General features: G+C 56.7%; 19 protein-coding genes and 2 tRNA genes. 9 read left to right on the top strand and 12 right to left on the bottom strand.

All coding sequences use genetic code 11. The annotated features are described in order from the left end of the window. The 3 genes from FYC48_RS28340 to FYC48_RS08505 all read right to left on the bottom strand — a co-directional run. Nucleotides 1-260 (bottom strand): hypothetical protein (locus FYC48_RS28340; protein ID WP_235034148.1); only part of this gene is annotated, 260 nt, incomplete at its 3' end. A 129-nt stretch (nt 261-389) separates the two neighbouring features. Next, nucleotides 390-462, bottom strand: a tRNA-Ala gene (locus FYC48_RS08510). 74 nt (nt 463-536) lie between these two features. Next, a tRNA-Ile gene (locus tag FYC48_RS08505) sits at nt 537-610 on the bottom strand. A gap of 567 nt (nt 611-1,177) precedes the next feature. Here FYC48_RS08505 and FYC48_RS08500 point away from each other — a divergent pair. After that, on the top strand, nt 1,178-3,157 hold the full coding sequence (locus FYC48_RS08500) for a TlpA family protein disulfide reductase (RefSeq protein WP_149496282.1): 1,980 nt from the start codon (nt 1,178-1,180) through the stop codon (nt 3,155-3,157). A 267-nt stretch (nt 3,158-3,424) separates the two neighbouring features. Here FYC48_RS08500 and FYC48_RS08495 read toward each other — a convergent pair whose 3' ends face one another. Then, nucleotides 3,425-3,898, bottom strand: coding sequence for a GNAT family N-acetyltransferase (locus FYC48_RS08495; RefSeq protein ID WP_230773390.1), 474 nt, complete (start codon nt 3,896-3,898; stop codon nt 3,425-3,427). A 75-nt stretch (nt 3,899-3,973) separates the two neighbouring features. Next, nucleotides 3,974-5,467: a shikimate dehydrogenase gene (gene aroE / locus FYC48_RS08490; RefSeq protein WP_149496281.1), complete on the bottom strand. Its 1,494-nt coding sequence runs from the start codon at nt 5,465-5,467 to the stop codon at nt 3,974-3,976. Between the two features lie 308 nt (nt 5,468-5,775). Here aroE and FYC48_RS08485 point away from each other — a divergent pair, with 308 nt between their 5' ends. Next, the gene (locus FYC48_RS08485) at nt 5,776-6,924 is read left to right on the top strand and encodes an outer membrane protein assembly factor BamB family protein (protein ID WP_149496280.1); all 1,149 of its coding nucleotides are present in this window, start codon (nt 5,776-5,778) and stop codon (nt 6,922-6,924) included. Nucleotides 6,925-7,192: 268 nt separating this feature from the next. On the opposite strand, the gene hisI is transcribed toward FYC48_RS08485, so the two are convergent. Next, the gene (hisI, locus tag FYC48_RS08480; RefSeq protein WP_200836568.1) at nt 7,193-7,585 is read right to left on the bottom strand and encodes a phosphoribosyl-AMP cyclohydrolase; all 393 of its coding nucleotides are present in this window, start codon (nt 7,583-7,585) and stop codon (nt 7,193-7,195) included. Between the two features lie 285 nt (nt 7,586-7,870). Between hisI and FYC48_RS08475 the strand changes: the two genes are divergently transcribed. Both FYC48_RS08475 and FYC48_RS08470 read left to right on the top strand, forming a co-directional pair. After that, entirely contained in the window at nt 7,871-8,509 is a 639-nt protein-coding gene (locus FYC48_RS08475) for a glycosyltransferase family 2 protein (protein ID WP_149496278.1), read from the top strand. Nucleotides 8,510-8,760: 251 nt separating this feature from the next. After that, on the top strand, nt 8,761-10,236 hold the full coding sequence (locus FYC48_RS08470; protein ID WP_149496277.1) for an IS4 family transposase: 1,476 nt from the start codon (nt 8,761-8,763) through the stop codon (nt 10,234-10,236). Nucleotides 10,237-10,320: 84 nt separating this feature from the next. Here the strand turns inward: FYC48_RS08470 and FYC48_RS08465 are convergent, their stop codons facing one another. The 3 genes from FYC48_RS08465 to FYC48_RS08455 form a co-directional block, all read right to left on the bottom strand. Next, nucleotides 10,321-11,427: a polyprenyl synthetase family protein gene (locus FYC48_RS08465; RefSeq protein ID WP_149496276.1), complete on the bottom strand. Its 1,107-nt coding sequence runs from the start codon at nt 11,425-11,427 to the stop codon at nt 10,321-10,323. A 390-nt stretch (nt 11,428-11,817) separates the two neighbouring features. Then, on the bottom strand, nt 11,818-12,297 hold the full coding sequence (gene moaC, locus FYC48_RS08460; protein WP_261345062.1) for a cyclic pyranopterin monophosphate synthase MoaC: 480 nt from the start codon (nt 12,295-12,297) through the stop codon (nt 11,818-11,820). Between the two features lie 150 nt (nt 12,298-12,447). Further along, complete coding sequence (locus FYC48_RS08455; RefSeq protein WP_149496275.1) at nt 12,448-13,020, bottom strand: response regulator; 573 nt, start codon at nt 13,018-13,020, stop codon at nt 12,448-12,450. 1,179 nt (nt 13,021-14,199) lie between these two features. Here FYC48_RS08455 and FYC48_RS08450 point away from each other — a divergent pair. Together FYC48_RS08450 and FYC48_RS08445 are read left to right on the top strand one after the other, a co-directional pair. Next, nucleotides 14,200-15,285 (top strand): M42 family metallopeptidase, encoded by a 1,086-nt coding sequence (locus FYC48_RS08450; protein ID WP_149496274.1) that lies wholly within the window; start codon nt 14,200-14,202, stop codon nt 15,283-15,285. 1 nt (nt 15,286) lies between these two features. Then, the gene (locus tag FYC48_RS08445) at nt 15,287-16,207 is read left to right on the top strand and encodes a hypothetical protein (protein ID WP_200836567.1); all 921 of its coding nucleotides are present in this window, start codon (nt 15,287-15,289) and stop codon (nt 16,205-16,207) included. Here the strand turns inward: FYC48_RS08445 and FYC48_RS08440 are convergent. Next, nucleotides 16,194-18,026: a S8 family peptidase gene (locus FYC48_RS08440; RefSeq protein ID WP_160149399.1), complete on the bottom strand. Its 1,833-nt coding sequence runs from the start codon at nt 18,024-18,026 to the stop codon at nt 16,194-16,196. The genes FYC48_RS08445 and FYC48_RS08440 overlap by 14 nt on opposite strands. A 332-nt stretch (nt 18,027-18,358) precedes the next feature. After that, the gene (locus tag FYC48_RS08435) at nt 18,359-19,660 is read right to left on the bottom strand and encodes a hypothetical protein (protein WP_149496272.1); all 1,302 of its coding nucleotides are present in this window, start codon (nt 19,658-19,660) and stop codon (nt 18,359-18,361) included. Nucleotides 19,661-19,767: 107 nt separating this feature from the next. Here FYC48_RS08435 and FYC48_RS08430 point away from each other — a divergent pair, with 107 nt between their 5' ends. Beyond that, nucleotides 19,768-20,712, top strand: a complete 945-nt coding sequence (locus FYC48_RS08430; RefSeq protein WP_235034147.1) for an extracellular solute-binding protein — start codon at nt 19,768-19,770, stop codon at nt 20,710-20,712. A 5-nt stretch (nt 20,713-20,717) separates the two neighbouring features. On the opposite strand, the gene FYC48_RS08425 is transcribed toward FYC48_RS08430, so the two are convergent. Further along, nucleotides 20,718-23,033, bottom strand: a complete 2,316-nt coding sequence (locus FYC48_RS08425; RefSeq protein ID WP_149496270.1) for a DUF4159 domain-containing protein — start codon at nt 23,031-23,033, stop codon at nt 20,718-20,720. Between the two features lie 271 nt (nt 23,034-23,304). Here FYC48_RS08425 and FYC48_RS08420 point away from each other — a divergent pair, with 271 nt between their 5' ends. Beyond that, nucleotides 23,305-24,291, top strand: coding sequence for an AAA family ATPase (locus FYC48_RS08420; protein ID WP_235034146.1), 987 nt, complete (start codon nt 23,305-23,307; stop codon nt 24,289-24,291). A 10-nt stretch (nt 24,292-24,301) separates the two neighbouring features. Continuing rightward, nucleotides 24,302-25,219 (top strand): DUF58 domain-containing protein, encoded by a 918-nt coding sequence (locus FYC48_RS08415; RefSeq protein WP_149496268.1) that lies wholly within the window; start codon nt 24,302-24,304, stop codon nt 25,217-25,219. Nucleotides 25,220-25,398: the final 179 nt, after the last annotated feature.

Genomic DNA, 25,398 nt, shown 5'->3' with positions numbered 1-25,398 from the left:
GGTTGCCGATCAGTGAGGCGGGGAAGATAGGGGCGGCGAGTGTCGCCGTCAACCTGTCTTCGCGAGAATTTCAAAATTGTTTTTTGAAGCTCTCGGTTTCGTCCGGTGAAGGACAGGCTCCCGCGTTTTCCCAGGTCTGGGGCGGGAAGGATAGAGACTTCCTTGTTGAGGTCAACTCCATCTGAGAAGATTTCGGCAAAGTTTTTTGCTTCGGTCTTCTGCTTCGGCATGTCGATTGCTGCGACATTAGTTTTTGTCACCGCTTTCGGCTCGCCGAAGGCTTTGTTGCTGGCTGGTTGCCAGCGGGGCGAGGAACTTAGTCCCTCGTTTGTTTCTTGGAAACCCCTGGTTTCGAAAAAACGATTGCCGCCTTGGCGGCCTTCCGATAGTGGAGGTAGACGGACTTGAACCGACGACCTCCTGCGTGCAAAGCAGGCGCTCTCCCAACTGAGCTATACCCCCTTTCGGAAGTTTCGAAGTTTGAAGAGTTGGTCTCCGGAAATCAAGTCCCGTTGTCAATTTCTTCTTGCTTCAAGTGGGCGTGCCAGAACTCGAATCTGGGACCTCATCCTTATCAGGGATGCGCTCTAACCAACTGAGCTACACGCCCGGGGCCGTGATTGATTTGCCGGAACGTTTCCGTTCGGGAAGTTAATCGCGGTCGGCCCTCGCAAACACATGTGCTGCGAAGCGAGGGAGAAGTGTACGCAAACGCCGTGGTCTGTCAAAGCCAACTTCGCCAATGTTGGACGAAAATTTGCTTCGTGCCGCATTTGGTTCGGCAATCAACATCGTCGCTGCGTGTCGGCAAAGGGTCCGGAAGTCGCTCGCGAATGATGCGTTTTAGTGGGCGACCGGACTTTGATTTGCCGCTGGAGCACTAATCTTCGGCAACTTTCTCGAATCACTTAAATCGACATTCCAACAAAAGCCCAGGTTCGGGCAAAATACTTTGGTCGCATTCTCGCAGCGTACCGTGTTCACCCGCTTAGGGGCTGCGGTGCGGCGAGTTTTATCATGATCGATTTATCGCGCGGGCGTTTCGGCGGGCTCTGCAAATTCGTGTTTCTCGACCGATCGGTCATCCTTGGCCGGAAATCATCGAGCGGGACGGTGCGGTTCGTCGACAAGTTTGCGAGTGTAATCGAGGAAGCCCTTCAACCGGACACTTTTGAAAATGACGGATCGCGTTCAGCTAGGGAAACTGGTGCTTACTTCATGTGAAATGTTTGTGCCTCGCAAACCGGAGGCCGGTAGCGGGCTGCGGAATTTCTTGACCAAGCGGGCGTTGATCGCGGCGCTGGCGGTCAATGGGTGGGCGGGTGCAGCTTCGGCCGCCGGGCCATCGGTCGCCAAAGCTTTGTCGCTCAAACCGATCCAGAAAGACGCGGTCTATGAGACCGTCGACGAGGCCAGTTTCGATCGGTGTCAGGTCGTGACGATCGACGAACCCGGTCAATCCGGCTGGGAGGTCGTCGGGCCCGAAGGGACACTTCTCCGCCGTTTTGTCGATACTAATGGTGACCAAAGTATCGATCTGTGGTCATACTTTAATTTCGGTATCGAGTCTTATCGTGACATCGATAGCGATGGGAATCGGAAAGCTGACCAGTACCGCTGGCTGGGCAATGCGGGGACGCGTTGGGGGCTCGATGAAGACGAAGACGGTAAGATTGACCGTTGGAAACGGATCTCCGCCGAGGAGGTAACTGCCGAGGTTGTCGCGGCGCTTCGTGACCAAGACTCGCCCCGCTTCAATGCGTTGCTGGTGACGTCCGAAGAGCTCGATTCTTTGGGGTTAGGCACCGAAAAGAAGGAGCAAATTGAGGCGAAGGTTCGCATGGCAACGCGCGAATTTACCTCGATCGCGAAGGATCAGAAGGTGCTTTCAGGCTCGGCGACTTGGTTGCAATTTGCCGCCCCCGCGCCGGGTTTGGTCCCGGCCGGAACGGGTGGTTCGACCGAGGATGTGTTGGTCTACGAGAACGTTGTTGCCATGTTTGAAAGTGACGGCAGCAGCGGTCAGCTGATGGTCGGGACGCTCGTGAAGGTGGGCGATCTTTGGCGCATGGTGGCGTTGCCTGCCGTCGGATCGGGCGACGGGGCACTCGCTCAGAGTAGCCCTCTTTTCTTCTCGCCCTCGGCCGATAGTAGTGCGATGGCCGGTGGTTTGGGAAGCGAGGAAATGCAGGCGCTCGTCGGAAGTTTGGAGTCCATTGACCAGAAACTTGCATCCGCCGAAGGTGGCGAAGCCGCCAAATTGCATGCCGCACGGGCTCAACTGGTCGAACGCCTAATCGCTCAATCGGTCACGCCGGAAGACAAAGAATCATGGGCGCGTCAATTGGTCGATACGCTGCGTGTGGCTGTTCAAAGCGGCCAGTACCCCGCCGGAATGAAGCAGCTCGGCGCGATCGGTAATCAATTCGCGCGGCAGAGTCCTGCGCTGGCTGCTTACGCCGATTATGAAGCCTTGCAGACCGAATGGATCGTCCGGCAGCGAGATGCCAAAGACGAGGACCAGCCCAAAGTTCAAGAATGGTACCACGAGTCGCTTGCGACATTTGTCGATGATCATCCACGCAGCGTCGAAGCGGCGAAAGCACTGTTGCAGCTTGCACTCGGTAAGGAGTTTGACAGCGACAAAGACGCTGCCGTGGCTTATTACAAAAAAGTGCGCGATAACTATGAAGGTACCGATGAAGCCGAGAAAGCCGCCGGTGCGGTCAATCGCTTGGAATCGGTCGGTCGAAAGATTGAATTGACCGGCAGTACAATCGAAGGCAAGCCCTTCAAGCTCTCTTCCCTTCGCGGTCGCCCGGTCGTGATCCACTACTGGGCCACCTGGTGTGGTCCCTGCAAGCAGGACATGAAGTTGCTTAGCCGCTTGCAAGCGAGATATCGCCAAGCCGGATTGACATTGGTGGGGATCAACGTCGACGCACAACGTAGCGAAGCGATCGCGTTCCTGAACGAAAACCGATTGCCTTGGGTGCAATTGTTCGAAGAGGGGGGCCTGGAGTACAGCCGGTTGTCGAAAGCGTTCGGCGTTCAGACTTTGCCGACGATGATGCTGATCGACAAAACCGGTGCGGTGGTCAGTAACAACATCGGCGCCAACGAGCTTGATGAAGCGATCGACAAGTTGGTCAAGTGAATTGCGTCCCGCAATTAAGCAGGTAAACACGAGTCGTTGGGTGTAAACATCTGGATAACACCCGCCCGCTCGCGGGGGTGTTGGGAAAGCAAACGGCCGGGGAGGGTGGCCTCTCCGGGCTTGAAGGCCCGACTCTCCCCGCGGGAAGAGTGTAATGACCTAAGCCGAATCATTCGTGTTCAACTGCTTAGCCGCCGGGGGCAATGCCTCTGCGGCTTCTTCGGTCCCGAGCTTCAAGTCTGAATCGAGGCAAACGCAGCGGGCGTTTTACTCGCGATCTTCGTAGGGGCGGGGGCGGAGCTGATGGAACAGCGCGCGCTTCTGGTCGGGAAGTGAGTAATCAAATCCGCAGCTTTGCAAAAAGCGTTCGGACGAGCTAATCGCCATGACTTCCATGATCCCCAAATCACGCGCTCGCTGGACGCACATCTGCACCAGCTTTTTCCCCACGCCGGCATTCTGGTAGTCCGGGTGGACGGCTAGGCATTGCAGTTCGGCAAGCTTGGGGCTGTAGACTTCGACCGCGCAAAAGCCATAGCAGCGTTCCGGTGGTGAGTTTTCGTTGAAGTCCGCCGGTGGCATCATCGCAACAAAACCGTGTCGTGAAAGCTCGACAATCTCTGCCTTGGTGCGTGAGAGAAGCAGATGCTGCATCACAAAAGGCCGCAGTAAGGCGTGGATCGCGGGAACATCATCGGGCAATGCCTGGCGAAATTCCAATTCGTCAATGCGGTCGGTCAATCGTAGATCCCTGGCAGAAAACGGGAGTTCGGGGCGTTCGTTGTTGCGATTTTTGGCGATGCAACTTGGGCAACGTTAGTGAATTTGAACTGGGTTGGTCGCTTGTTTGATCGTTTTTCGCATCAGGCGTGCTGGGGCGTCTTTGCCGGTAAAAAGCTTGTATTGGTAGGCCGCTTGACGGACGAACATGTCAACACCTGTGATCACGCGGCACTGGGCTGTCTTGGCGTACTTGATTAGCAGCGTGTTCTCGGGATTGTAGACGGTGTCGAAGACCACCATGTACTGGTTAAGCGCCGACGCATTAAACGGCGATGTGTCAACGTTGGGGTGCATCCCGACGGGCGTCCCGTTGACTAGCAATTGGACTTTTTGGTTGTGGCGATCTTCCCAGGGCACGACACGGCAGCCGATTTCTGAAGCCAAGTGCTGGGCGCGTTCTTCGGTGCGCGAGGTGACGACGACGTCGGCTTGGCGTTGCTTCAGTCCCCAGCAAATCGCTCGCGAAACTCCGCCGGCACCTAGGACCATCGCGGTCACTCCTTGCAGCGCATTTTCCTTGGGCGCGTCTTTGCGTTCGAGCATTTCGATGATGCAGTCCATCGCGGCGCGGTAGTCCGTGTTGTATCCCAGGCGTTCCCCGTCGTGGAACACCATCGTGTTGATCGCGCCGATCCCGTTCGCACTCGCTTCGGCCTGTGTGCAGTAATCGAGGGAGCGTTCTTTGTGGGGGATTGTGATGCTAATGCCTTTCAGGCCGATCGCATCGATCGAATCCATGAAGTTGTGCAAGTCATCGTGCGGGACCCGCAACGGAAGGTAACGCGCATTGAGTTTTTGATCGAAGAAGGCGCTGTTGTGAATCAGCGGGCTGTAGCTATGTCCGACCGGGTCGGCGATCACGCCAAAGAGTTCTGTTTCCTGGTCGATGGTTTTGACGTCGTACAAACGTGTCATGTCCTTCCAATTGAGCTGCCCTGGGGCCATCTTCTTGTCCACGCTGTAGGTGGCGTAGGTGAAGGGCGATCCAAAACGGCTGGCGAGAATCCGGGTCAGCATGCCGATTTCGCCCATGCAAATCCCGATCGTCGGGACCTTGGCGTTCTTAACGAGGTTCAGCATCCGGACGTTGTCACGAAACGTGTTGGCCATGGTCGCGATTTTGACAATGTCCGCGTCCTCCTCAGCCATCGCCGCGTGCAGGTCTTCGAGATTTTCCGGGGTGCCTTCGAAATCGTGGTAGCTGATGATTCGTTTGGTCGTCCCGTAACGCGGGATCTGAGACGCGATATCGGTCTCGATATCGACGTATTCGGCGCCGGCAACGATTGCAGATCGCAACAGCATCAAGCGTTCTTGTTCGCTTTTCGTCCAGCGACCACCGTCGACCCTGCGGCGGGCGGTGATGACAATTGGACCGGGCCGATTGTCCATCAGTCGACCCAGATTGACGGCACGGCCGATGTAGTCGACACGCAATTCGACCAACTCGGCCCCTTGCTCGACCAACTGTTGGTGTTCGCCAATCATCCGAGCATGGCGGCTACGGCCGAGGCTTACGCAAATCATATGTATTCAATTCGAAAGTTGTCGCGATAATAAAAAGGCCGGATCGTTGGCGGGCATTTATCCGAATGCTGCGTCAAACTCCGGTCAATGTCGTAGTCTAGGTCGATAACCACCCGGGCGGGCGAACATGGCATCGTGGCCGCTACCACGAAGGAGCCGCTTCCACGAAGGAGACTCTGTGCAGACGGATTTATGCGGCGAGGGCGATGCCAAGTCTCTCTGGGTGACCTGTCGACGTATAATAAATCGCTGATTCTGCGACGAGCAGGGGGGGGCGATATTTCCACCAAAACAGATCGGAGTTCACGATGACCGACTATGGTTTGACCGCAAGGGTTCACCAGATTTGCCGCTTTGCCATTTCCCTGGTAACTCTGGTTTGGGTCGGCATCGGGCTGGCCGGTCCTGAATCGTTAGTCGCTCAGGACTGGCCGTTTCCACGCGGTGATGTCCAGTCATCCGGATCGGTCGCGACAGAGCTACCGGATTCGCTCACTGTCGTGTGGGAGTTCAAGGCAGATGAGGCCATCGAGGTGACTCCCGTTGTCAGCGGCGATCGCGTCGTCGTCGGGGACGTGATGGGCACCCTGTATGCCTTGTCACGCTCGGATGGCAAGCAAGTTTGGCGGCACGATTTCGATACCGGCTTTCTCGCCTCTCCGATCATCGCCGGTGACAAAGTGATCGCCGGTGATATCGATGGCAGTGTTTACGCACTCGCCCTCGATGACGGCAAGCAGCTATGGAAACAATCGACCGATGGCGAGATCAGTGGCTCGGCGACGGTGTTTGGCAACCAGGTCCTGGTCGCCAGCCAAGATGGGAAATTGTACTGCTATGACTTGGAAACCGGTAAGCCTGTGTGGACTTATCAAGCCGACGACCAGATTCGCTGTTCACCCACCATTGCCGGTGAAATGACGCTGTTGGGCGGGTGTGATGCGAAGCTACACGGCGTTGACTTGAAAACGGGGCAAGCCGCCGGGGACCAATGGCCAATCGATGGTCCGACCGGCAGCACTCCGGCCGTTCGCGACGCATTTGCGATTGTTCCGATCATGGATGGCGTTGTCTTTGGATTCGACTGGAAGCAGAAAAAAATGCTTTGGCGATACGAAGATTTCGATCAAGGTCAGGAGTACCGCAGTAGCGCCGCGATTAATGACAAAGTGGCCATCGTGTCCAGCCAACGCAAGAACATCGATGCACTGGATCTGAAAACCGGCAAGCGATTGTGGCGTTACACCTTGCGTCGTCGCGCCGATGCGTCGCCGGTGATCGCCGGCGATGACGTTTGGGTCCCGGCTTCGGATGGACGCTTGGTTCGCCTGTCGGTTGACGATGGTTCCGAAAAGTGGGTTTACGAAATTCGTGGCAGTTTCGTTTCCGGTGTCGCAATCGCGGGCAAGCAGCTGTTCGTCGCCGATGACGAAGGCGTCGTCCGGTGCTTCCAATAAGTAACGATTTTTGAACGCTTTGCCGATTCGTGGGGGCGATGAAGCGGAACTCGCCGGCGCATTCGCGGTGCGGCGTATCCGACCTTCGTCTTTACTTCATAATCAGCCGCATGGCGTTAGCCACGGTTGTGTGTATGTCTGCGATCAGCCGCATGGCGTTAGCCACGGTTTTGTCGCAATAAACATAACCAACACCCACTCGCCGATGCGATCCGTGTGGTTCGTAGCTGACCGAATACAGCAACACCGAATACAGCAACGTTGTGCACTACTTTCCGTAGACGTCGTTCGGATCGACGAGGCGTTCTTCAACGATCGTCAGTGTTTGCTTGTCGTCATCGACTTTGCGGAAAAAACAGGTTCGGTAGCCCTCGTGGCAGGCAGCGCCGATCTGGTTGACCTTTAGGAGAATGCAATCCTGATCGCAGTCGACGCGAACTTGCGAGACTTTTTGTCGGTGGCCGCTCGTATCGCCTTTTCGCCACAGTGATTTTCGGCTGCGGCTGTAGTAGACGGCGTAGCCTTCGTCCAGAGTCGCTTGCAACGCTTCTTCGTTCATCCATGCCATCATCAAGACTTCGCCATTTGCCTCGTCTTGCGCGATCGCTGGCAGCAGTCCGTCGACGCCTCTTGAAAAGTCGGCCACGATGTTGGAATTCAAAGCGTCTGGCTCCGTCAAGTCATTGATGTGTCAAGGTGTAACGATCATGGGAGATGCCCCATTCGTTTTCGCTCGAGCAGCTTCGTGGTGCTTCCTGAAGTTCGTCGCGACTTCCGGGGGCTCGGCCTCCGGATTATAGGAAGATTCGTTTTCGGCGGAACGACCCGCGAGAATGAAGAAGTTCTTTCAGACGCGAGCGACGCGGTTACTGAATTTGCTTCGTCGGCGACGTCGATAAGTAGTTTAGTCGCGGCAAGAAGTCTCGTTCCACGGATATCCAACGGAATGCCAGTCAGGATCTCGATCGTACTGCCGATTCGCAATTGCGAGGCCGAGATCGCGGCGCGGATCGACGCGTTGGTCGCCAGCCTTCCGCGTTTAGTTGACTCGTTTGTCGAGATCAGCCCGTCGGAAATCATCATCGTTGACGACGGAAGTCGCGACGGAAGCGCCGAGATTTGTCAGCAGTTGGCCGATCAGTCCGACGTGATTCGATTTTTGCGTCACGATCGACCGCGAGGTCTGGAAGCTGCCGGGCAAACCGGTTTGGAGCGGGCATCGGGCGACGTGGTGCTGATTCAAGAGCGGGATGCCCAGGTCAATTTCGCCGATGTGATTCATCTATTGCGGCTATGCGAAGACACCTCGATCGTCGCCGCGCGGGCGGAAAGCGTTCAAGAACCGGTCACGGCGTCGTTGGTTCGTCGGGTGCGGTTGTGGGGCATTGCCTACGACAAGCAGTTGGGCTCTGCGAAAGAAACAACACCTTCGTGTGGCCTGCAAATGGTGCGGCGTTCTAATTTGCAGCGACTCTCTGGCCCGGACGGAAAGCGTTACCGTCTGGAGGGAAGGTCACACCGTGTTACCTCGCTGCAGCGGGAACACGCCGCCGGCACCCCACGATCGGTCACACCAGCAAAATAGTCTTTCGCGTCATACGCCTGCTCTCAACATCGAAAAGAGACCTGACACGGTTGGCCCTGCCGCTGTTTTCGGCTACCCATGGCTAACTTTGGCGCAGCGTTCAGGATCGCACTGATGTGCGGATTGAATTTTTGCTGTTTTTGTCTCGCAGTTTGAAGTTGGCGTTTCGACGTGGCGTCCTGCCTTCGTAAAATCCTGCTCGACGTGGCCGTCCCTGGGTTGGGTGTGATGACTTTGGTCAGGGATGGTCCATGTCGTTTTACTCAAAACGCCCGCGTGGTGCTGCGTCAGTACAGGTGTTTCGTGACTCCATGATGCAATGTGATACATTGCCGCTCAGTGATGTCATTCAAGGCGAATTGTTCGAAGAGGCCTTCGATAGATTCGATGTCGACTTTGGAGCCGATGACGACGCCGTCTACACACCCGCCCTTGTTCTCTGGGCTTTGGTTTCACAGGCACTCTTTACCAAGACACAACGCAGCCTCACCGCTGCGGTAACACGTATCGCTTCTTGGTGGGCGTGCCAAGGGCGAGTCGTTGGCGACACCAGCACCGGAGCCTACTCACGTGCTCGACACAAGCTGCCGGTCGGATCGATCGCTTGGCTGACTCAAACGATTGCTCAGCGATGCGAGTGCTCCGAGGATCTAGTTGATGCGATTGATGAAGACATGGCCGAAGAGACGTTGACCCCTGATGTTGTCGGGCGGGTGCGGAAGAAGTCAATTGCTGGTCGCGTGATCTTGGTTGATGGGTTTACTGTCGACGCTGCGGATACACCTGCCAACCAACAAGAGTACCCACAAAATCCCTCGCAGAAAGAGGGACTTGGATTTCCGATGCTTCGCTGCGTTTCGCTCATTAGTATGGCGACCGGACTCTTGATCGACTTGGCGATAGGCCCCTATGCCGGCAAGCAGTCGGGCGAAACTGCGTTGCTAAGACAGCTTTTCCCCAATCTCCACCGTGGCGACATCATCGTCGCAGACAGTTTCTATTGCTCCTATTGGCTGCTCGCCTATTGCCAGATCAACGGAATCGAAGTGGCCATGAAGAATCACCACAAGCGAGAAGACTGCCCGGTCGCAGCAAAGAAGATAAGTAAGCATCAACGAACAACGACTTGGCTTCGTCCGACTCGCCCGTCATGGATGAGCGAGGAAGACTATGATTCAATACCGGATCAACTGGAAGTGCGATTGGTGGACGTTAAAGTGAATCGTCCTGGCTTCCGCACCGAAGGCTTCACCGTGGCGACAACAATGCTCGATCACAAAAGTTGTCCGGCCGAGTGGATCGCTTCACTCTACCGGAGCCGATGGATTGTGGAGCTGGACATTGAGTCCATCAAATGTTCGCTTGAGATGGAACACCTTCGCGCCAAGACGCCCGAGATGGTTCGCCGTGAGCTCTGGTCATGCTTACTAGCCTACAATTTAATTCGCATGAAGATGCTGCAGTCTGGTGCGGCTTCCAACCGAGACGTGCGTTCAATGAGCTTTACCCGCTGCATGACACTGTTGGCAACGAACTGGCTGCTGTGTGGTGCACGTGGAACAAATGAAGCCTTGGTCGAGCTCGGTCAAAGTCAGCCATTGGATGAAGTCATTGGGCACCGTCCCGATCTCGTTGAACCACGTGTCAATAAAAGGCGACCGAAGGTATTGAAACTGATGTCAAAACCCAGATCAGAATACGACCGGCAACTTGCCAATGCTGCGTAGGAAACCCGATTGGGCGGTCATCACCAAAACCGTCGCAACCCTACGCTGTAAAGCGGCAGTGCCATTCAGTCCTGACACCTTTTTTCAGAAGGTGCGGTCGATCGAGAAGTAGGCGATTTCGGTGAGGCAGCGACGTGAGTCGCATTCCGGGAGATTGCCAAGGCCCGCGAGCGCGCGATCGCGGAATTGGGCCGCGGTGTCGGCGGTGTAGCGGCGCGCGTCTGATCGGTCGAGGTACGGCCGGATGCGATCGAGTCGCTCGTCCGGGTTGCCGCTGAGGATCTCGATGATCGTTGCCTTGTCCTTCGCCGTCTCGAGCAACCGAATGATCGGTAGGGTCAACTTGCCTTGTTGCAAATCGGTGCCGAGCGTCTTGCCGACCGAATCGTCATCGCCCCAGAGATCAAGGTAATCGTCGGCGATTTGAAACGCGATTCCAAGGTTGTCGCCGTAAGCGGCGATGGCGTCAATCGTCGCCTCGTCGCAGCCCGCTTCGGCGGCAGCCAGCGAGCAGGCGACGCGACAAAGTTCGGCGGTCTTGCCACGGATCATCGCGAAGTACGTCGGCTCGTCGAGTTCTAGCCAGTCGCGGTGTAAGACCTGACGCAACTCACCTTCGCACACCAGCCGCGCCGCTTCGCCGACCCACTGGCAGGTACGAGTGTTGTCCAGCGTCGCCGACAGGCGGAAACTTTGGGCAAACAAATAGTCGCCCAGCAAGATGCTGGTGTGGTTGTTCCATTTCGCATTGACCGTTTCGACGTGCCGCCGGGTCGACGCATCGTCGAGCACGTCGTCGTGGACCAGCGTTGCGGTGTGCACCATCTCAAGAACGGTGGCGATGACGACGTTATTGTGGGCGGCGCCACCGAGGGCGTCGGCGATTAACAAGTGAATCGCGGGGCGGAGTCGTTTGCCGCCAAGATTCACACCATGACGGAGCAAAGCGGCGACGTCTTCGTACGGGCTTTGCAGTTCTTTGCGCAGCAAACGTTCCACCGATTCGAGCGGTTCGACGATGGGGCCGTACAAACGCCCCAGCAGACTCGCGACAGGTTGATTGGATGTCCGCCCGTTGTGCGATGGCCCGACGCCTTGGGACCTGCTAGCTGACGAGGTTTCCCGTTCGCTACCCCCTCTTTCGACCCTGGGGGAGGGCGACCGTTTGTCAAACGTGTTGGAAGCGTCCATAGCTCTCGGCGTAAATGCAAGGATTGTTCTGCAACGTCATACCTTCTATGCGGTAGCAACCGCAATCCGGGGGAACGCACAACGGGCAGCGTTCACGTTGTGGCGAGTCGCTCAGTGTGTCGGACTAGGTGCCATTGCGGGTCGATAAGGACGCTGGCGTATTATCGGACGCCCAACTAAACAACGAATTCAAAAATTCGCAGCTAATGCTTCGCCGACCTTTGAAATTAGGATTAGCCGCATGGCGTTAGCCACGGTTTCGGTGCAATAAACTGTTTCGGTGCAATAACTGGGGCGAACGCCCATCGTCTGATGAGCCGAACCCGAACATTTGGTCAAGACGAGCACTCGCATGATGAATTTCAAACCGCTGGCATTGCGGACGTAAGGTTACCGGGAAAACGCTCCGCTGGCTCCACCGGATTTTTCGACCAGATGAACCTGCCCGATTTCGATCTCGCGCTCGACGCTTTTCAGCATGTCGTAAACGGTGAGCGCCGCGACACTCGCACCGGTCAGGGCTTCCATTTCGATTCCGGTTTTCCCGGTGGTGGTACACGTCACCCGACAACGCAGCGTCTGGTTCGTCGACGCAGTTTCTTGCCAACTGAAATCGACGTCAACCGATTCGATCGGGATCGTGTGGCAAAGCGGGATCAAATGCGAGGTGTACTTGGTGGCGTTGATCGCGGCCAAGCGTGCGACGGTCAAGACATCGCCTTTCTTTCCGTTGCCGCTGCGAACGACATCGGCGGCGTGGGCGGACAGTTTGACGCAGGCCTGTGCGGTTGCTTTGCGGGCGGTGACGGGTTTGGCAGACACGTCGACCATCCGTGCGTTGCCTTGTGGGTCAAAGTGGTTTGATGCCACGATCGCGTTGGGGTTTGGGGGCGATCGTGATCGCTCAGATCCGACCGACGGCGCAATAAAAAAACGTCACACATTTGCGGGAAATGCGTGACGTTTTTTTTACGGTCGGTGGCAGGCGAATCAAGAGGCGTTTAGGCGCGATCTCAATTCTTAGACCAAGTCTTTCTTTGCGCCGACAAGTGTTCGTAGTCGTTCGGCCAACAGGTGGGCGTCGAACGGTTTCTTGAACGTTTCGTTGATGCTGCTTCGGTCGAAGCTCATCGGTTGTCCGTCGTCGGGCAACAGGGCAATCAAGATTACATCGGTGAAATCTGCGTTCTTCCGTAGGTTTTGGCAGATTTGGACGGCTTCGATTTTGCCGATCGAAAAGTCCACGATGATGCAATCGGGGGTGAAACTTTCGGCTTGAATGCCGGCTTCGAAACCGCTGGCTGCGACAGCAACCTTGAACGCTTTCTCTGGCGGCAATTCTCGCTTGAGGTTTTCAATTAGAACTTGATCCTGGGCGACGATCAGGCACTTGGCCATCGCTTCGTCTTCCAGATCACCCAAAGGCATACCGTGTTCCTTGAGGAACTTGATCAGGTATTCGCGAGGAATACGTCGATCTTGTGATCCTGGGATTCGGTAGCCTTTCAAGCGCCCCGAATCGAACCATTTGGAAACGGTTCGGGGTGCGACTTTGCAAATCTTGGCGACCTGTCCAGTCGTAAAGACCTTCATATCAGGCTCTCCATAACGCCTCGTTGATTATTCCCTCGAACAATGGTGCGTCGGTACCCAATGTTCTCATGGCCTCGTTCAATCGGTTGCCCGAACCGCCCGCGAAGGTTCCGTTTCTCGACGCGGTCCTGAACGCGACGAGACTCATTTGACTTCGTTGACATGTGGTTCAAGTTTTCAACCGAAAGCTGGGTCTGGCCACCCGGCTCACATCCTGTGACGCTTGCCGAACGGGATCACTTGCTAGGTTTCAAACGGTCACGGTCGAACGACGATTCGACCGGTGGGTAGGGAAGAAACGTGGCGTCAGGCGACCAACGCCCAACGTTCCGGCGGTTGAAGTGAACGAGTGTGACAATGGGTGAGTCGTCACATCGCTCCTTCGGCAGGAACGTTCGGCTATAGTCGCCACGCGCCCTCGAAATATCACGAGCGATTGCCCGCGTCAGTTCGATTGCTGGCCCAGAATCCCCCCTGGGTTTGGATCGCGATTCGACTGCCACCGGTCCTCGTTACTCCCCGCACCCGAAAGTGATGAAGAGTGAGAGAACCCAGTCAAAATTTCTTGATCCGAGACTTAGTGTCGAGCAAAACCACCCCAATTCTTTAGGGCGTTTGGAAGGGAACAAGCATGACGACCACTGTGACAGTCCTTGACCGGACCAACCCGGACGGAACGAATCAACCGGACATCGCTAAACTCCCGTGTTTCCGACAGTTTTGACGCGGTTGCGAAATCACATCACACGACGAAAACCAGGAAACCACAGAAAAAAAAACTTTTCATAAAGTCGGTTTTGTCGGTCGATCGGCCTAGACAGAGGCGTCAACGGCGACGTTTTCAAGCACCTCTGTCGGTTCTTGAGGGATCTTTCCGACTTGAATCGAACTCGCAAGCCGCTACGGGGAATCCGTCGTCGTCCGATTCCGACGCGTTCTCGTTTGCGAGCCGGCACCCCCTGCCTCTGGCCTTCCTCTGACGCTCTGCCAGAACTGTGGCTAACGCCATTCGGCTGATCCTTTCGCGTCCGGCTGACAAACTTGTCAGCACGGCCTGTAGAACGAACCCCCGCAGTGATCCGCAGTGGTTCGGGAACCGGTGGTTCGGTATTCTGCACCAACCACCGATCCGGTCCCGGCGACCGTCTTGTCCGTTTCCACTGTTTGAATTGCCGCGGAATGAACCACGAAGCACGCCAGTTTTTCGAGAAGGCTATCCAGACCCCCAGTCCATCCGGCTATGAAGAGCGTCTTCAACAGTTGGTCAACGAATACATCTCGCCACACGCCGATCAGGTCTCGATCGATGTCCACGGCAATCTGATCGCCAAGGCCGGAAACGCCGAAGGGCCGCGGTTGATGTATGCCGGTCACTGCGACCAAATCGGGATGTTGGTTTCACACATCGATGAAAATGGGTTTGTGTATGCCCAAACGATCGGCGGTTGGGATCCACAGCAACTGATCGGCCAAGCGATGACGATTTGGACCGACGACGGTCCGGTGGCGGCACTGATTAGTCGCAAGCCGATTCATTTGCTAAATGACCAGGAACGTAAAAAGGTCGTCGGGTTGGATGAGATGTGGCTGGACATCGGTGCCGACGGCGAAGCCCAGGCTCGTGACGCGGTCCGAATTGGCGATCCCGTGACGCTGCAGTTGCAGATGCGGCCGCTGATGAATTCGATCGTCTGTGGCCCCGGGATGGATAACAAGACCGGCATGTGGACGGTGATCGAAGCGTTGCGCCGCGCAAATGAGTTCGCCGGTGGTGATTTGGGCTGTCATCTGCACAGCGTTTCGACGGTCCAGGAAGAGATCGGACTGCGCGGTGCCAAGACGGCGGCCGGCGGCATCAATCCCGATGTCGCGATCGCCGTCGATGTGACGCACGCTTCGGATTGTCCGACGATCGATAAGAACAAGCAGGGCAATATCCGGCTCGGCGGCGGCCCGGTCATCTTTCGCGGACCCAACATCAATCCGGCGGTCGCACGACGCTTGGTTGACTTAGCCGAACAACATGACATCCCCTATCAGATGGCAGCGATCGGGCGGGCGACTCCGAATGACGCCAACGTGTTGCAACTTCATGGTGCCGGCGTGGCGACGGGATTGGTCGCGATCCCGAACCGCTACATGCATTCGGCCGTCGAAGCGATCTCGTTGACCGACATCGACCACGTCGCGAATTTGCTCGCTCGCTTTGCCGAAGCCCTCTCGCCCGAAGACGACTTCACCCCGTCGGTGCTGCAGAAGGACTGAGATGGCTCGAAAACGTCGCGCCGGAGAAACTCCGCGCCCAACATCTAAGGTCACTGGCTCGCAAGCCGCTCGGACCGACGTCACCACGGCCCCAAGAAAGGCTGCGGCCAGCCGTCCCCCGGCGACCGTGGACAATCCGACACGTCCTCGCGACCCGCAATACTTGGGCAGCTTGGCCGGCGAAGTGGCTTTGCGAAAGTTCGCGACCGCGGAGCGTGATCGGATGCGGCGGCAGATTTACGATCAGGTCTTGATGACCAGCCGTTCGTTGGACGGACCAAACTTCACCAAGGTCTCCGTCGGGGATCTCTCGCGGATGATCCGCTTGTACGATGACTTGTTTTTTGGTGGCAAAGTCCTCAAGGCTGCCGAAGCGGAAGGGTTGTCGTTTCAACTTTCGTCGCGAATGACCAGCGTGGGCGGAAAACTTGTCACGCAGTATCCGAGCGGTAGCGTCGACGGACCACGAAAGTTTGAACTGGTGCTTTCGAGCACCTTGTTGTTTCAAACGTTTGAAGATGTTTCACGGCCGATCGAAGTCGCCGGGTGCTTGTGCCGCAATCGCTTGGAAGCGATGCAGCGGGTCGCCGAGCACGAATTCGTACATTTGACCGAGATGTTGATTTGGAATGACGGCAACTGTAATGAAGCCCGTTTCCAGTCGATCGCCGGTCGCTACTTCGGGCACACCGATTACCAACACAACTTGATTACGCAGCGAGAACGGGCGGCGGTCAAGTTCAACATTCGCGTTGGAGACAACGTCGCGTTCGCCCACGATGGGCACAACCTTCGCGGACGCGTCAATCGAATCACGCGGCGGGCAACCGTACTGGTGCCCAACCCCAAAGGCCAGCGGTTTAGCGATGGGCACCGGTACGTGAAGTATTACGTCCCGCTGGAAGCGCTTAAGAAATGCTGAGCCGGTCGGAACCCGCAAAGAACGCGTCGAGTGCATCGCGATCAGGCTGACCGCTTTCGCCGAGACCGCTCTCGTCCATCATCAGGCAATCGATCGCGTCGACGCTCGATTCTGCGACCAGTGTCGTTGGCAACATGGTCGGCGTGAATTCTGTCGAAACCGTCGTCGAACTCGAAAGCGGCTGGCCGGGTTCGCCGCCGAAGTGACGCCCGCCTGTCGCATCGCGATTGACACTTGGCGATAACAAACGGTTTGACGAAGCGAGCCTCGCGTCGCTGCTTGATCGCGGCATCCAAGTCGCGCGCACCGTGGTCGAACTCGTCGACGCACGGACCTGCGAATCGGTCGACGCGTTGACGCTCGTTCCGGCCGCAGCCATCGCAACTGCGCTGAGCGTGCTGAGCTTGCCGAGTGAATCACTGCCGTTCACTTGGCCGATCGTTCTGCTGGCCAGTAGCTCACGCAATTCACTCGATGTCAAATCAGGATCGGCAGATAGAATTAGCGCCGCGACGCCGGCAACATGGGGCGTCGCCATGCTCGTACCACTCAGCGTTGCGTAGCGGCCGTCAAGGTAGGTGCTGTAGATACCGACACCGGGAGCATCAATTTGGACGGCGCCGCTGGAGTCAACTCCGTTGCTAAACGAAGCGATCTGACCGGAGGAATCAAATGCCCCGACGGAGAGAACGCTTGTCGATTCGCGACTGTATTGGGCAGGGTAGCTCGGGACGGCAGATGACTCGTTACCTGCCGCCGCAACAACCAAGCTACCGAGCGAGGTTGCGTATTCAATCGCCGCGGCAATGCGGGAACTGGTCCCACCGCCGAGACTAAGATTGATGATTTGCGCGCCGATGTCGGCGGCATAGCGGATGCCCGCGGCGACGCCGGAGTCTGACCCGCGTCCCGAATCGTCCAGCACGCGAATCGGAAGGACGTTTGCCTCGGGGGCAACGCCGGTGGCGCCAACAGAGTTATTGGCGGCGGCGATCGTTCCGGCAACATGTGTTCCGTGTCCGTTGCCATCGTTTGCGTCCGCATCGCCGTCGACAAAGTCATAGCCGGAGACATCGTCGACGTAGCCGTTCTGGTCGTCGTCGATCCCATTGCCGGGAATCTCGCCGGCGTTGACGTAAATGCTGCGTTGCAAGTCGGGGTGATCAAGGTCAACCCCGGTGTCGATGACCGCCACGGTGACGCCCTGGCCGGTGTAGCCGGCGGCCCAGGCTTCGGGCGCACCAATGGCATTTAAGTTCCAATCCAGACTGGAACCGAAATCGTCGACTTCCGGCAGAAGCGATGGTGTCGTTTCCGCAGGCGTCTCGGTTGCGGGGGAATCGCTCGACGGTGATTCGTTGATCGGGACAAGTGATTCGACATCGAGCGAGAGTCGGTACGAAATCGGAGAAAACGTTCGAGCGGAAACGGCAAGGTAGTACTCGCCACTGCGTAGCTTTCCGCGGATCAGTTCTTCGCCGAAACCGCGATTGGTCGATGAAGCAAGGATGTTGCCCTGGCGATTGATCAGATACAGATCGGCGTTGCCACCGAGTTGATCGACAGCGAAGCTGACCTGCGAGTCTTCGGTGATTTCAAAGTGAACGATGTCCAGTCGGTCGAGCCAGCTTAGACTCCCCTGGCGCTGAACAGATCCCTCGATCACGCCCAAATTTGCTGCGCTAGCAAGCGTTCCCCCGGCAGCATCGGAAGCTGCATATTCGGTTGCACCCAACAAGACACTTTGGAGTGTCGGTGCTGGGGTGGTTTGCGAAGACGTTGGGACGACTTCGACATCGCAAAGGTCACCGGCTAACATCTGACGGCGTTCAAGAGACTGGAACCTAACTCGACGACGAGGTCGTGTTGAGTTGATATCAGGACGCCGTGAGATACGAGTCGTGAGACACTGTCGAAAAATCATGGTCAGTCACCAACCTTAACGAGGGCACCACCGAAGAGCAGAGACGAGACAGTCCGGCGATCGTGTCAGATCACGGTCACCGAGTCACGACCAATCTGGTGCACCCCGAGCCCTTGGCAAGCCCTGCAATACGTGAAACCCTCGACAAAAACCGATCGGTAATGCCGAAAAACTTTTCTCCAAAGTCACCGAATCAAATGGGGTGAAGCATTGGGGACGACAGAACTCTAGCGAGCGGCGCGGAGAATGACCGAGTAGCCGTCGTTGTTGTTGCCTAAGTCACCGAGCTGGTCGTTGATCCGGAATAGCAGCCAACAGTGCTGATCGATTTTCAAATCAGTTTCTGGATCAACGGCAACGATTTTTAGTGGATCGAGAAACGGTTCATCGCCCGTCAAGTTGGGAAGCACGCACACAAGTAACTGGCCCAGCGGGCGTCCGTTGGCATAATGAATCGTCACGCCTGCCGGTTCGCTGATCCATGGTTTGGGAATCTGGTTCACGCTGCATCGGCCGCTCGCTTGAATCGATAGCTTGGTTCCCGGAGCGAAGCGGACGCCGGTCGATTGCCAGCCTTTGTCGGCGGCAACGTTCAAACGCAATTCGGAATCACGAAACAAAGGATCTTTGATGGAGAGGTCTACTCGTTCACGCGACCAGTCAAAACCGTAGTCCGCCGTTTCGGTAAGGATCCGCCAGCGTGCTTGTAAGATCGGCCACTGCGACGCCACGGATTTGCGAAACGATTCGGTGAAACTTTCCGAGACATCTAGACCGTCACGCGCCGCCTTTAACCAGATCGGACGATACTCGGGGTAATGTGTCAGCAATGATCCGGCCAGCCAGCACCAGCCGTATGATTCCACATCACCGTCCAAACGATTCGGTAGACGTAGCAAAGACGACAAGTTGGGGATCTTGGCTTCATCGCGAGCTTGGGACAAAAGTTTGAAGCGACCCCAGTAGGGGACTTCATTCTTGTCCGCCGGAATCGTCCCGATTTGAATTTCGTCGCCTTGACCGCGGTGGACGCTCAGTAGTTCTGCGACACCTTCGGAGAACCAGCTCGGTCCCGTCCCGCCGAATTGATCGATCGCGAGCGCATGGACGCCTTCGTGCAGCAGCAGGTGACGGGTATAGTATTGACTCGGTTGCAGTCGCACCCAGATCACACCCGGCATCGCATAGCCGTATTGAAAGTCCAACGACTGTGGCAAGTCACCGGAGGCTCGAAACCGATCGGGCTGCTCCATCACAAACGCTCGGACGTGCCAGGAATCTAGCTTGCCATCGGGAAGGTCGAGCATGCGTTCCCATTGACTGACCGACGCATCAAACGATTCGACCAGATCGGTCAACGATTCGGTCGTTCCCGTGTCGCTTTGCAGTGTGATGTGCCGGCCGCGAAACGTTTTGAAGTCTGCCGCGGCACGGTCACGCATCAAGCAACCGAAAACGGCGACCGTTACAATCAGCCGGATCATCACCGAATCAATACCAAGTTTTCGATAGACGCATGCACCATTCATCCCACCATTGTAGGCCACAGGTTGACCGACGGCGATTCATTCGCACCGCGGCCCTGCTTTCTTCTGCCGGTTGTCTCTCGGGGTGCGTGTCACGGTCCGAATCAGACGTGGTTCTGTATTGTGCGCTCGACGAAGTTTTTGCTCGGCCGATTATCGCGGCCTTTGAACGGAGCACGGACAACGAAATCGGCGTCGTCGGCAAGTTCGATGTCGAATCGACGAAGACGGTCGGACTGGTCAACCAAATCATCGCCGAACAACAAACGCCGGTGTGCGATGTGTTCTGGAACAACGAGATCATGCACACCGTTCGGCTCCAGAAACTCGGGTTGCTGAAACCTCGGACATGGAAGGTTGCCAGCGGCTGGCCGAGCGACATGATTTCCAGCGATGGAACTTGGTGCGGTTTCGCTGCCAGGGCGCGTGTCCTGTTGGTGAACGCTGAAAAATTGACGGACAAGTCGCAGTACCCCACCAGCGTTCGAGAATTAGCTGATCCGAAGTGGAGACAGAACTGTGCGATGGCAAGACCGCTGTTCGGAACGACGGCAACTCACTTCGCCGTTCTTCGCGAGAAAGACGGTCACGATGAAACCATCGAATTTCTAAGTCAGATTCGCGACAACGCCGTCGTGCTGTCGGGCAACAAACAAGTGGCCGAGGCCGTCGCATCGGGCCAGGTCGCTTGGGGCCTGACCGATACCGATGACGCGATTGTCGAAAAAGATCGCTTACGCAAGGTCGAGATTGTATTTCCGGATCAGCAAGCCGATGAACCGGGGACATTGCGGATTCCCAACACGCTGGCGATTTTAAAGGACGCCCCCCACCCCGTCGCCTCGGAAATGTTCGCCGATTACATCGTCAGTGCTTCGATCGAAGACCGTTTGGCGATGGGCGATAGCAGCCAACTGCCGATCAGCCGCGACAGCGAGTTCACTCCACGCGTGATGCCGAAAAACCCGGTGCGATGGATGGAAGTTGACTTCGAAGCCGCCGCCGAAGATTGGGACGAATGGGCGAAAGAGTTGCTGGCGATCTTTAGCGAATAGCGACGCTATTGATGGAGCGTCATTTGGACGACGTTGGTGACGATCTTGGCCGCGTCTTCGGTTTTGTAGCCGGGGCACTGGACGCTGTTCTGGCTTTCGAGGGCACATGATAAATCGAGTGGTGAAAACACCACCGAGACAAACCCGTCGACTTCCGCGAACTCCAACAGCGGCGGTCCGGATTGCTTTCGCAATTGCGACGTGTTGCCGGTTTGACCGGGCCGACGGATCGTGACCGAACGGATGTCGTAGCCCAGGTACTGCCGTGTCAGCATCGGATGATCGGCCGGCATCGATCGAAGTGGTCGATCGCCAAGTACGCGGTTGAATTCGGTCCGAAACGATTGGGAGAAGGCGTCGTCACCACAGATTGCGGTTCCCAGGACAACACCACCACGCTCGATGAATTGCCGCAGCGCGTTCTGCTGGTCCGCCGTCAACGTAAATTCACGACGGCCATGCACCCACAACAAGTCGACGTTGGCAAGGTCCAACGGTTCGAAACTGACTTCGGAATCGGGTACCGACAGATCGACTTGCGCTTGGTTGCGAATGATCGTCGCGACATTGGGCAACGCGCGCCGGGCATCCGCGCCGCCGGCTCCAATCGCAAGGCTGGCGATCCGCGTCGAGCCGCGCGCGGCTTCCGATAGCGGTTCGGGCTGTAGGACGATTTGGGCGTCAAGTTTGTCTTTTAGCTCTCGGCCGGTCGCATACGCGATCACGTTTTGCCCGATGCGGACGGAGTGATCGATCTGGCGGCGGAGCGAGTTTTGTGGATCACCGCGGGTGAATAGCTTGTCGGACAATTCCCAGCGACACGTCAAACTTTGGGGGACAAAGAAGACGGCGGTTCGGCAGCACGCTTGAACTCCATAGATCCAAAAATTCGTCGGCATGGCACCGATGTCGACTTGTCGTTCGGCGCTGAACACCGGATGCGATGTCGGCAGGCGTTCCAGCGGCGCATCGGGATACCAACTTGCGCACAGATTCGCGACGCTGTTTTGAAAGTTGGCCGAATTACCACATCCAAAGTCGCCGCTGGCATCGAACAAGATCGTACCGCCTTGATCGACATAGTCTTTCAGTAACGCCCGCTGTGAATCCGTTAGGTTCAGCGACTCGTTGCCGCTGATCACCAGCACCGGTGTTTGTAGCAGGTCGACGACGTTGGCGTCTTTCAGTCGGACCGTCTGCCAGGTCAGGTCGCGCCCCCACGATCGTTCGACGTGGCGAATCAATTGCCGCAGTGAATCGGGATGAGGTTGCCACTGTGGGCGATCATCCGCGAGGTGCTCCAACTGGCCGACGACCACTTGCCGTTTTCCTTTAGAAAGAAACAGCAAGGCAAACGAGGTCGCGACCGAGGCTGGTTCCCAGTCACCGCCGGACCAAAAACCTTGAAAGCCATCTTGGATCGACAGCAATTTCTCGGCGCCTTCGCGATACCAGTCGTGACCGCCAAAGAAACGTCGTCCCGACAAGCGTCCGGTACGTTCGATCGCATACAGGTAATAGAAATAGGTTGACGCATGACCGTTCGGATTGTCTTCGACAATAAACCGGCGGGCCAACCAATCGAGTCCGGCTTGGATTGGATCTGCTTCGTCGCTTTCGCCACCGCAGCACTGAATGCGTCCGTCTTCGATCGACGAACTGTTGTCACCCAGTCTTCCTTGGGCGATGATCAACGACGCGACGCCGGCGCACGTCATACTGCCCGTCGATCCGCCACCGCTGTAGCTCCAACCGCCATCGGGATTCTGTAATCCTTTCCAGTAATCGATCGCCCGGCGAAAGACCTCCGGGTCGACCTGGACGCCATGGTCTTGTGCGGCGCCGAGGGCGAGCAACGCAAATTGCGAATTGGACGGGTCGCCTCGCGAGACACGTTTTCCGCCGTAGCCCCAAGCACCGTTGGGCATTTGTTCGCCGCTTAACTTGGAAACGTTGTCGCGGATCCGTGGCATATCGGCGGCCGATCCGTATTGGCAATATGCGAGGGTTTGCAACGCGACCGAATAGGTTTGCGTGGCTTCGGTAGCCCGCAAATACTTCATCGCATTGCGGATCGCCGCGTCTTCGCGTGAGACACCGGCGTTAAGTAAAGCGAGCGTGCACAGTGCGCTCAAGCCGCATGAATTGCCGGGGTATTCGACCCATCCACCGCCGTCGGTCTGCGTCCCTCGTAAGTACGCGATCCCGCGGTCGATCGAGCGGCTGACGGTCGCCGCATCAATCGCCGCCTTTGAAGGTTTAGGTAAGATGCACCAGACAATGAGGATTGCGAAGGTGGCGAGCTTAGCAATTCGAAGCATCTTGATCCTAAAATGATTCGTCCTGAAGTGGTCGAGCGATGGACTGTTCTAATCTTATCTTGACGTCCGGTGGAGTGTCACCAAGCCGGGCGTTAAATTGCCTGTGCCGAATCGCGGCACCGTTGAGTTGAAGCCCAAGCGTCAACGATCATCACTTTAACTTTCCAAGGGTTCGCCGCAAATCGTGAACGCGTCAACGCCACCTCCTCCGCCGCCAGGGAAATCAGGAAAACCTTCGTCTGGGGGTTCGGGTCGAAACCTTGGTGACGTCTTGCGTGAATTTGCCGATCACCAGACGACGATTCGTTCCGAGTTGGCCAAGGTCATCGTCGGCCAGCATGAAACGATCGAGCAACTGCTGGCGTCGATTTACACCAAAGGGCATTGCTTGCTCGAAGGCGTCCCCGGTTTGGCAAAGACGTTGATTGTGAGCACGTTGGCGAGCATCCTGGATGTTTCGTTCAAGCGGATTCAGTTCACACCCGACTTGATGCCGTCGGACATCACCGGCACCCAGGTGCTTGAAGAAGACGAAAGCGGAAAACGGCAATTTCGTTTTGTCGAAGGCCCGATCTTCACCAACATTTTGTTGGCCGACGAAATCAACCGGACCCCTCCGAAGACACAGGCCGCGCTGCTTGAAGCGATGCAGGAGAAACAGGTCACCGTCGGACGGGAAACGTACCAGTTGCCCAAGCCGTTCTTTACCATCGCGACACAAAACCCGATCGAACAAGAAGGCACCTACCCGTTGCCCGAGGCGCAGCTTGACCGGTTCATGTTCAACATCAAGCTGGACTATCCTTCGGCTGCCGAAGAAGAACAAATCCTGACAGCAACCACGCGTGGTGAAACACCGTCGGTGAACAAGGTGCTTTCGGCACGGGCGATTCTCAATGTGCAGCAATTGGTCACGAGCGTGGCCGTCAATCCGTTTGTAATCAAGTATGTGACATCGCTGGTGCGGGCGACACGTCCTTCGGACACTTCGGCGCCCAAGTATGTTCGCGAATTGGTCGACTTTGGTGCCGGACCTCGCGCCGGCCAAAACTTGATCGCCGGTGCAAAAGCGATCGCGGCGATGGATGGACGATTTAGCGTTGATATCGGTGACGTGCGGCGGATCGCGCTGCCCGTGCTACGGCATCGGCTTGGCACTAACTTCCAAGCGACGGCCGAGGGGATGGATAGCGATTCGGTGGTTCGCCGATTGATCGATGACATTCAGCCACCGCAACCGGAAAAGCTGACGAAATGAGTTTGCCCCAATGAGTTCGCCACTATCGCCGGAAGCGTTGCAGCAAATCAAACGTTTGGATTTGCGTGCCCGGATGGTGGTCCGAGGATTTTTGCAAGGGTTGCACAGCAGTCCCTTTCAAGGGTTTTCGGTTCAGTTTAGCGAGCACCGACGTTACAACCGTGGCGATGATCCAAAACTGATCGATTGGTTGGTCTATGCCAAGACCGACAAGTACTTTATCAAACGGTTCGAGTCGGAAACCAACCTGGTTGGATACCTGGTCATCGATCTGTCCTCGTCGATGGGGTTCACCGAAAGTCAATCGATGACAAAGTTCGAGTATGTGACCTGTTTGGCGGCAGCCCTGACGTACCTGATGCTGATGCAACAAGACCCGGTCGGACTGATCACGTTTGACGAAAAGCTACACGCGTCGCTCCCCGCACGATCAAGACGCGGTCACCTTGGCGACGTCATCGCACAGCTTTCGAATTTACAGCCTCAGGGGACGACCGACGTTCCGGCATCGCTTTCGCAGGTCGCCGCGATGTTGAAGCAACACTCATTGGTGATGCTGTTCAGCGATCTTTGGCCGGCCGACGACGATTCGGTGGATTGGAAGGTGCAAATCGACCAAACGATTTCTGCACTCGCAAGATTGCGACACGCGGGGCACGATGTGATCGTTTTTCACGTCTTGGACGCCGCCGAGGTCGAGTTTCCGTACGACGGTCCGGTTCAGTTTACCGATTCGGAATCTGGGCAGACGGTCAGCGTGGACGCCACCGGATTTCGCGCCGACTACTTGGCTGCCCTGCAAGAGTTCAGGGATGCTTACCGCGAAGGGTGTAATAAGCTGCAGATCGATTATGTCCCACTGGACACCAGCATGCCTTTCGACACCGCGTTGACTGAATACTTAACACAGCGGCAGGGGCGATTTTAGATGCCGGCGTTGGATGGGTTTGATGGACGACGTGAGTGGTGAAGCGTCGACGGTTGGCGAGACCCTCACCGGGCCGGAGGCCCGACTCTCCCTGCAGGGAGAGTGAAGGTGTTGCGATGCGGTGTTTGTGAGCCGATCTCGCTTGCGTTGGGCTGGTGACTGGAAAGCTGGGGCCTGCG

The organism is Roseiconus lacunae (assembly GCF_008312935.1).
Lineage (GTDB): Bacteria > Planctomycetota > Planctomycetia > Pirellulales > Pirellulaceae > Stieleria > Stieleria lacunae.
This window is presented reverse-complemented; position numbering and strand designations above follow the sequence as displayed.